The organism is Terriglobales bacterium, from assembly GCA_035624475.1.
Lineage (GTDB): Bacteria > Acidobacteriota > Terriglobia > Terriglobales > Acidobacteriaceae > DASPRL01.
The window spans coordinates 1-5,512 of sequence record DASPRL010000214.1 but is presented as its reverse complement, the minus strand read 5'-3'; the positions used below and the strand labels follow the sequence as shown (position 1 = coordinate 5,512).

General features: G+C 66.2%; 9 protein-coding genes. 7 read left to right on the top strand and 2 right to left on the bottom strand.

Annotation, left to right across the window (positions count from 1 at the left end):
• The 7 genes from VEG08_08890 to VEG08_08860 form a co-directional block, all read left to right on the top strand.
• Positions 1 to 490: fumarylacetoacetate hydrolase family protein (locus VEG08_08890; protein ID HXZ28097.1), on the top strand; the 490-nt coding region annotated here is incomplete at its 5' end.
• A gap of 17 nt (positions 491 to 507) precedes the next feature.
• Positions 508 to 864 carry a four helix bundle protein gene (locus VEG08_08885; GenBank protein ID HXZ28096.1) on the top strand — a complete coding sequence of 119 codons (357 nt, stop codon included), beginning with the start codon at positions 508 to 510 and terminating at the stop codon, positions 862 to 864.
• A gap of 65 nt (positions 865 to 929) precedes the next feature.
• Positions 930 to 1,580 (top strand): fructose-6-phosphate aldolase, encoded by a 651-nt coding sequence (fsa, locus tag VEG08_08880; protein ID HXZ28095.1) that lies wholly within the window; start codon positions 930 to 932, stop codon positions 1,578 to 1,580.
• A gap of 66 nt (positions 1,581 to 1,646) precedes the next feature.
• On the top strand, positions 1,647 to 2,039 hold the full coding sequence (locus tag VEG08_08875; protein ID HXZ28094.1) for a hypothetical protein: 393 nt from the start codon (positions 1,647 to 1,649) through the stop codon (positions 2,037 to 2,039).
• Positions 2,040 to 2,265: 226 nt separating this feature from the next.
• Positions 2,266 to 2,994, top strand: coding sequence for a cytochrome c biogenesis protein CcdA (locus VEG08_08870; protein HXZ28093.1), 729 nt, complete (start codon positions 2,266 to 2,268; stop codon positions 2,992 to 2,994).
• Between the two features lie 28 nt (positions 2,995 to 3,022).
• Positions 3,023 to 3,691: a TlpA disulfide reductase family protein gene (locus tag VEG08_08865; GenBank protein HXZ28092.1), complete on the top strand. Its 669-nt coding sequence runs from the start codon at positions 3,023 to 3,025 to the stop codon at positions 3,689 to 3,691.
• A gap of 2 nt (positions 3,692 to 3,693) precedes the next feature.
• Positions 3,694 to 4,209 (top strand): protein-disulfide reductase DsbD N-terminal domain-containing protein, encoded by a 516-nt coding sequence (locus VEG08_08860; protein ID HXZ28091.1) that lies wholly within the window; start codon positions 3,694 to 3,696, stop codon positions 4,207 to 4,209.
• A gap of 120 nt (positions 4,210 to 4,329) precedes the next feature.
• Here VEG08_08860 and VEG08_08855 read toward each other — a convergent pair whose 3' ends face one another.
• Both VEG08_08855 and VEG08_08850 read right to left on the bottom strand, forming a co-directional pair.
• A complete protein-coding gene (locus tag VEG08_08855) occupies positions 4,330 to 4,713 on the bottom strand; it encodes a hypothetical protein (GenBank protein ID HXZ28090.1) in 384 nt (127 codons plus the stop codon).
• A gap of 30 nt (positions 4,714 to 4,743) precedes the next feature.
• Positions 4,744 to 5,512 (bottom strand): hypothetical protein (locus tag VEG08_08850; GenBank protein HXZ28089.1); only part of this gene is annotated, 769 nt, incomplete at its 5' end.

Genomic DNA, 5,512 nt, shown 5'->3' with positions numbered 1-5,512 from the left:
AGCCATCCGCCGGCCCCGGGTCTCCGAGCGCGTGGACCACGAGGGCGAATTGGGGGTGGTCCTCGGCAAGCTGTGCCGCAACCTGCGCGACCATGACGACGTGCGCGCCTACATCCGCGGCTATACCTGTGTGAACGACGTCACCGCGCGCGACCTGCAGAATAAGGACGGGCAGTGGACGCGCGCCAAAGGCTTCGACACCTTCTGCCCGGTGGGCCCGGTGATCAGCGACGAAGTGGACCCTTGGGCGGGCCTGGGCGTGGAGACGCGCGTGAACGGCGAGGTGCGGCAGCGCGGCAACACCCGCGAGTTCATCTTTTCTCTCGATGCTATAATCCGCTACGTTTCGCGGGTGATGACGCTCTTTCCCGGAGACCTGATCGCCACCGGCACGCCCGCGGGCGTGGGCCCGTTGCAGGCGGGAGACATGGTCGAGGTCACGGTCGAGGGAGTGGGGACGCTGAGGAATCCGGTCGAGAATGCAGAATGAAGAATTGAGAATGCAGAATGAAAGGCGAGGATCTTAAGCAGCGGACGAAGCGGCTGGCGATTGAGATTGTCAAGCTCTGCCGCAAACTGCCGGAAACGGACGAAGGGCACATCATCGCCAGGCAGCTTCTGAGGTGTGGGACGTCGGTAGGCGCGAACTACCGGGCAGTCTGTCGTGCGCGGTCCAAGCCGGATTTCATTTCTAAGCTGGGAATCGTTCTGGAAGAGGCGGACGAGACCTCGTTCTGGCTGGAATTGCTGGTCGAGTCAGGCGCAATCCCTGCCAATGCTGTCCAGCCCCTGCTCAGGGAAACCGGAGAGCTGACCGCGATCTTTGTGGCGTCTCTCCGTAGCGCCAAGAACGAGAGAGATTGAACCAAGGAGAGCCCGGTTTTTCATTCTGCATTCATCATTCTGCATTCTTCAATTCGGGAGAGACCATGAAGTTCTTCCTCGACACTGCGAACCTGAATGAGATCCGCGAGGCGGCCGCGCTGGGCATCCTGGACGGCATCACCACCAATCCCTCGCTGGTGGCCAAGGAGGGCAAGCCCTTCCAGGAGACCATCCTGGAGATCTGCAGCGTGGTGAACGGCCCGGTGAGCGTGGAAGTCACCGCCACCGACCTGAACGGCATGTGCCAGCAGGGCCGCGACTACGCCAAATGGCACAAGAACGTGGTGGTCAAGCTGCCCACCACCCGCGACGGGGTGAAGGGCTGCAAGTGCCTGGTGGGGGACGGCATCAAGGTGAACATGACGCTGTGCTTCTCGCCCAACCAGGCCCTGCTGGTGGCCAAGGCGGGCGCCACCTACGTGAGCCCTTTCGTCGGGCGGCTCGACGACATCAGCCACGTGGGCATGGACCTGGTACGGCAGATCGTGCAGATCTACAAGAACTACGACTTTCCCACCCAGGTGCTGGCGGCCTCGCTGCGCCACCCCCTGCACGTGGTGGAGGCGGCGCTGGCGGGCGCGCACGTGGCCACCATGCCCGCCAAGGTGCTCGACCTGATGTTCCAGCATCCCCTCACCGACAAGGGCCTGGCCCAGTTCCTGAAGGACTGGGAAAAAGCCAAAGTCAGTGGATAGTGGATCGTGAATAGTGGATAGCAAATCTCAGGCAGGCCCGCTTTCCCCGCCTCTGCGACTTCCTTCATGACCCCATTACGCCTCTATGCTGTGATCGGAGCCGGCGGGGTGCTCCTGCTGGCGGTGCTGGCGGTGTGGCTGCGGCGCGGGCGGAAGACCCCGGAGCAGCGCGAGCAGGAGCGGCGGCGGCTGCTCAACGCCGGCGGGCGCATCGCCGACGGAACGATCACCGACGTGCAGGAGATGGCGGCCCCGGGAGGCGCTGCCGCGCAATTGCTCATCTACCAGTACGACGTGGCCGGGGTCACCTACCATTGCTCGCAGGACGTCACCCGGCTGCGCCACCACATCGACCTGCACTCCTGCCGGCTGGGACTGCGCGCCTCCGTGAAGTACGACCCGCAGAACCCGGGCAACTCCATCGTGGTGGCGGAGGGATGGTCGGGGCTGCGCGGGTGAGGCGCGGGCCCGGGGCGGAGGCGGTCCAACCAAGCGGCAAAGGTCCACTCCAGGCATCGAAATCGGCTCTGGCAGAGAGGCCGATTCTGTCTTAGGCTCCGGGTAGGCCGGGCGCCAGGTACTTGGCCGCGGAAACAGTGTAACTTCGGCCTTCGCGGCGCATCTGTTCTCTAGGACCGTCCCAAAGTCGGCGGAGAGACCGTTTCGAGTTGATAGAATTAGCCTGATGTCCAGCCTGCCCTTACCCATAGCCGCGTTCCTGGCGGGACTGCTGTCGTTCCTGTCGCCGTGCGTGCTGCCGCTGGTGCCGGGGTACGTCTCGCTGATCTCGGGCACGGGGGCGGCCGTGCTGGAGGCCCCGGGAGAGCGCCGGCCGCTGCTGGGCAAGGTGATGCTGCACTCGCTGGCTTTCATCGTGGGTTTCTCGGTGGTGTTCATCGCGCTGGGCGCGGCCGCCAGCGAGGTCGGGCGCCTGCTGCTGCGCTACCGCAGCCTGCTGACCTACGCCGCCGGCATCGTCATCATCCTCTTCGGGCTGCACCTCACCGGGCTGCTCAAGATCAAGGCGCTCTACGCCGACAAGCGCCTGCACGAGGTGAAGGGCGGAGGCTCACTGGCGGGGGCGTTCCTGGTGGGATTCGCCTTCGCCTTCGGATGGACGCCGTGCATCGGCCCCATCCTGGCGGGCATCCTGACCATCGCGGCGGCCCAGAACACGGTGATGAAAGGCGTGCTGCTGCTGGCGCTGTATTCGGCGGGGCTGGCGGTGCCCTTCCTGCTGACCTCGCTGGGCATCGACCGCTTCCTGGCCTTCTACAGTCGCTTCCGGCAGCACCTGCACAAGGTAGAGGTCGCCAGTGGAGTGCTGCTGATCGTGCTGGGAGCGCTGGTGCTCACCAGCCACCTGAGCGTGCTGTCGAGCTATCTGTCGTTCCTGAACCGCTTCGCGCTGTAGAGGCGAGGTCGCGAGAATGGAAGAACGCATGAACGAAGAAGCAGGCAAGCCGGCGGCGGAGCCGCCCGCATCGGGCGGGCCGGCCGCGCCGGCCACGACTCCGCCCGCCCCCAGCCTCAAGCGCAATGTCGCGGTGCTGGGGGTGGTGATCGCGGCGGTGGCGCTGATGCTGTGGGTGGGAGTGCGGCAGTCGCGCCACGGAAGCTCGCCCCTGGCCGGCGGCGAACTGGTGGAGGTGGGCAAGAGCGCGCCCGACTTCGAGCTGCAGACGCTGGAGGGCAAGAGCGTCCGCCTCTCCGATTTTCGCGGCAAGGCGGTCGTGCTGAACTTCTGGGCCACCTGGTGCGATCCCTGCAAGATCGAGATGCCCTGGCTGGTGGACCTGCAGAAGCAGTACGGGTCGCAGGGCCTGCAGGTAGTAGGCGTGGCCATGGACGACTCGGGCAAGGACGCCATCCAGGCCTTTGCCAAGCAGATGGGCGTGAACTACGTGATCCTACAGGGCAAGAACGCGGTGGGCGACGCTTACGGCGCCACCGGCTATCCCACCACCGTCTACATCGACCGCAACGGCAAGGTGCTGAACAAGATCCTGGGGCTGGTGAGCAAGAGCGAGATCGAAGACAACATCAAGCAGGCCTTGGGAGGCGGAGGCGCGCAGACGGCAAGCGCTCCGGCCGCGACGGAGGGGAAGTAAGCATGAAGAAGAGCAGGTGGATGTTCGCGCTGCTGGCGCTGCTGCTGGCGCTGCCGGTGCTGCCGGCGCGGGCCGGCGACGATCTGCAGGAGCGCCCCAGCTCCGCGTTTGTGACCCTGGAGCCGGTGGGCCCGGTGACGGTGCCGGTGGGCGGCGCCGCCCCGCTCGAGCTGAGGTTCGCGGTCGGCTCCGGCCTGCACATCAACTCCCACAAGCCCAACTCCGACCTGCAGATCCCCACCACCCTCAAGTTCAGCCCGCCTACCGACCTGGGAGTCGGCCCGGTCACGTTTCCGGTGGGGCAGGACCTCACCTTCGGCTTCGCTCCCGACGTGAAGCTGAGCGTCTACAGCGGGGAGTTCACGGTGAAGGCGCGGATGTCGGCGATGCGCAAGGCCGCCCCGGGAAACTTCACCGTGCACGGCACCCTGCACTACCAGGCCTGCGACGACCGCCTCTGCTATCCCCCCAAGGACCTGGACTTCGCCTTCGACGTGAAGGTAGTGCGGCGGCGGTAAGAGCAGCCGTCAGCGTTCAGCGCTCAGCACTCAGCCAAACGGACCGTACTGCTGCGCGCGAGATCCTTCGCGGGCTCAAGCCCGCTCAGGATGACGCCTGCACTGGCGACTGACGACCGGCTACTGGCTGCTGATCTGCATGGTCTCGTCGATGGAGAACGACGCGGGCAGCCCGGCGCAGGCGCCCGAGCAGGTGGCGGTGATGCGGAAGCCGGTCGCGGTCACGTCGGCGGAGTAGGTGTAAGGTCCACGGCGGTTCGAGGGCATGCTGATGTCGCCGGCGGAGCGCAGGTCGTCGATGGACACGTACTTGCCCTCGGAAGCGAAGTGGCGGCGCTCGGCCTCGCCCAGCGCGATCAGGTCGTTCTTCACTCCCGCCAGGTTGACGGTCGCGGTGGGATTGCTGGTGCCGGCGGGCGAGGCCGACTGGGTCGACTTCAGGTAGTACCAGGCGCCGGCCACCACCACCAGCAGCACGGCGATGAAGCCCAAGGCTCGGGACATAGGGGCCTCCTGCGGCGCATTGTAACGCGGCTAGCTGCCGGACCTCTTCTCGATCTTGGCCCAGGTGTCCTTGAGGGCGACCGTGCGGTTGAAGACCAGCTTGCCGGGCCGGGAATCGGAGTCGACGCAGAAGTAGCCCAGGCGCTCGAACTGGTAGCGCGCGCCCGCTGCCGCCGCGGCCAGCGAGGGCTCCAGCTTGCATCCGGTCAGGACCTCGAGCGAGTCGGGATTCAGGTTGGCGGTGAAGTCCTGGCCTTGCTCCACCTGGCTAGGGTCGGGCTTGGTGAAGAGCTTGTCGTAAAGGCGGACCTCGGCCTCGACGGCATGCGCGGCCGAGACCCAGTGCAGCGTGGCCTTCACCTTGCGGCCGTCGGGCGGGTTGTTGCCGCCGCGGGTGGCGGGGTCATAGGTGCAGTGGACCTCGGCGATCTCGCCCTGGGCGTTCTTCGTCACGCCGGTGCAGGTGACGAAGTAGCTGGCCCGCAGGCGCACCTCGCGCCCGGGCGAGAGCCGGAAGAATCCCTTGGGCGGGTCTTCGCGGAAGTCCTCCTGCTCGATGTACAGCACGCGCGAGAAGGGCACCTTGCGCGTGCCCGCGCCCTGGTCTTCCGGATTGATGGCCGCCTCGCACTCCTCGGTCTTTCCCTCGGGATAGTTCTCGATGACCAGCTTCAGCGGCCGCAGTACGGCCATGGCGCGTGGGGCGCGGCGGTTCAGGTCCTCGCGCACGAAGTGCTCGAGCATGGCGATGTCGGTGGTGCCGTTGGTGCGCGAGACGCCCACCGCGGCGCAGAAATTG

What these genes read in the sequence shown, in the direction of transcription:
- VEG08_08885 (HXZ28096.1), top strand. Translation starts at nt 508, where the DNA reads ATGAAAGGCGAGGATCTTAAGCAGCGGACGAAGCGGCTGGCGATTGAG.
- fsa (HXZ28095.1), top strand. Translation starts at nt 930, where the DNA reads ATGAAGTTCTTCCTCGACACTGCGAACCTGAATGAGATCCGCGAGGCG.
- VEG08_08875 (HXZ28094.1), top strand. Translation starts at nt 1,647, where the DNA reads ATGACCCCATTACGCCTCTATGCTGTGATCGGAGCCGGCGGGGTGCTC.
- VEG08_08870 (HXZ28093.1), top strand. Translation starts at nt 2,266, where the DNA reads ATGTCCAGCCTGCCCTTACCCATAGCCGCGTTCCTGGCGGGACTGCTG.
- VEG08_08865 (HXZ28092.1), top strand. Translation starts at nt 3,023, where the DNA reads ATGAACGAAGAAGCAGGCAAGCCGGCGGCGGAGCCGCCCGCATCGGGC.
- VEG08_08860 (HXZ28091.1), top strand. Translation starts at nt 3,694, where the DNA reads ATGAAGAAGAGCAGGTGGATGTTCGCGCTGCTGGCGCTGCTGCTGGCG.
- VEG08_08855 (HXZ28090.1), bottom strand. Translation starts at nt 4,713, where the DNA reads ATGTCCCGAGCCTTGGGCTTCATCGCCGTGCTGCTGGTGGTGGTGGCC.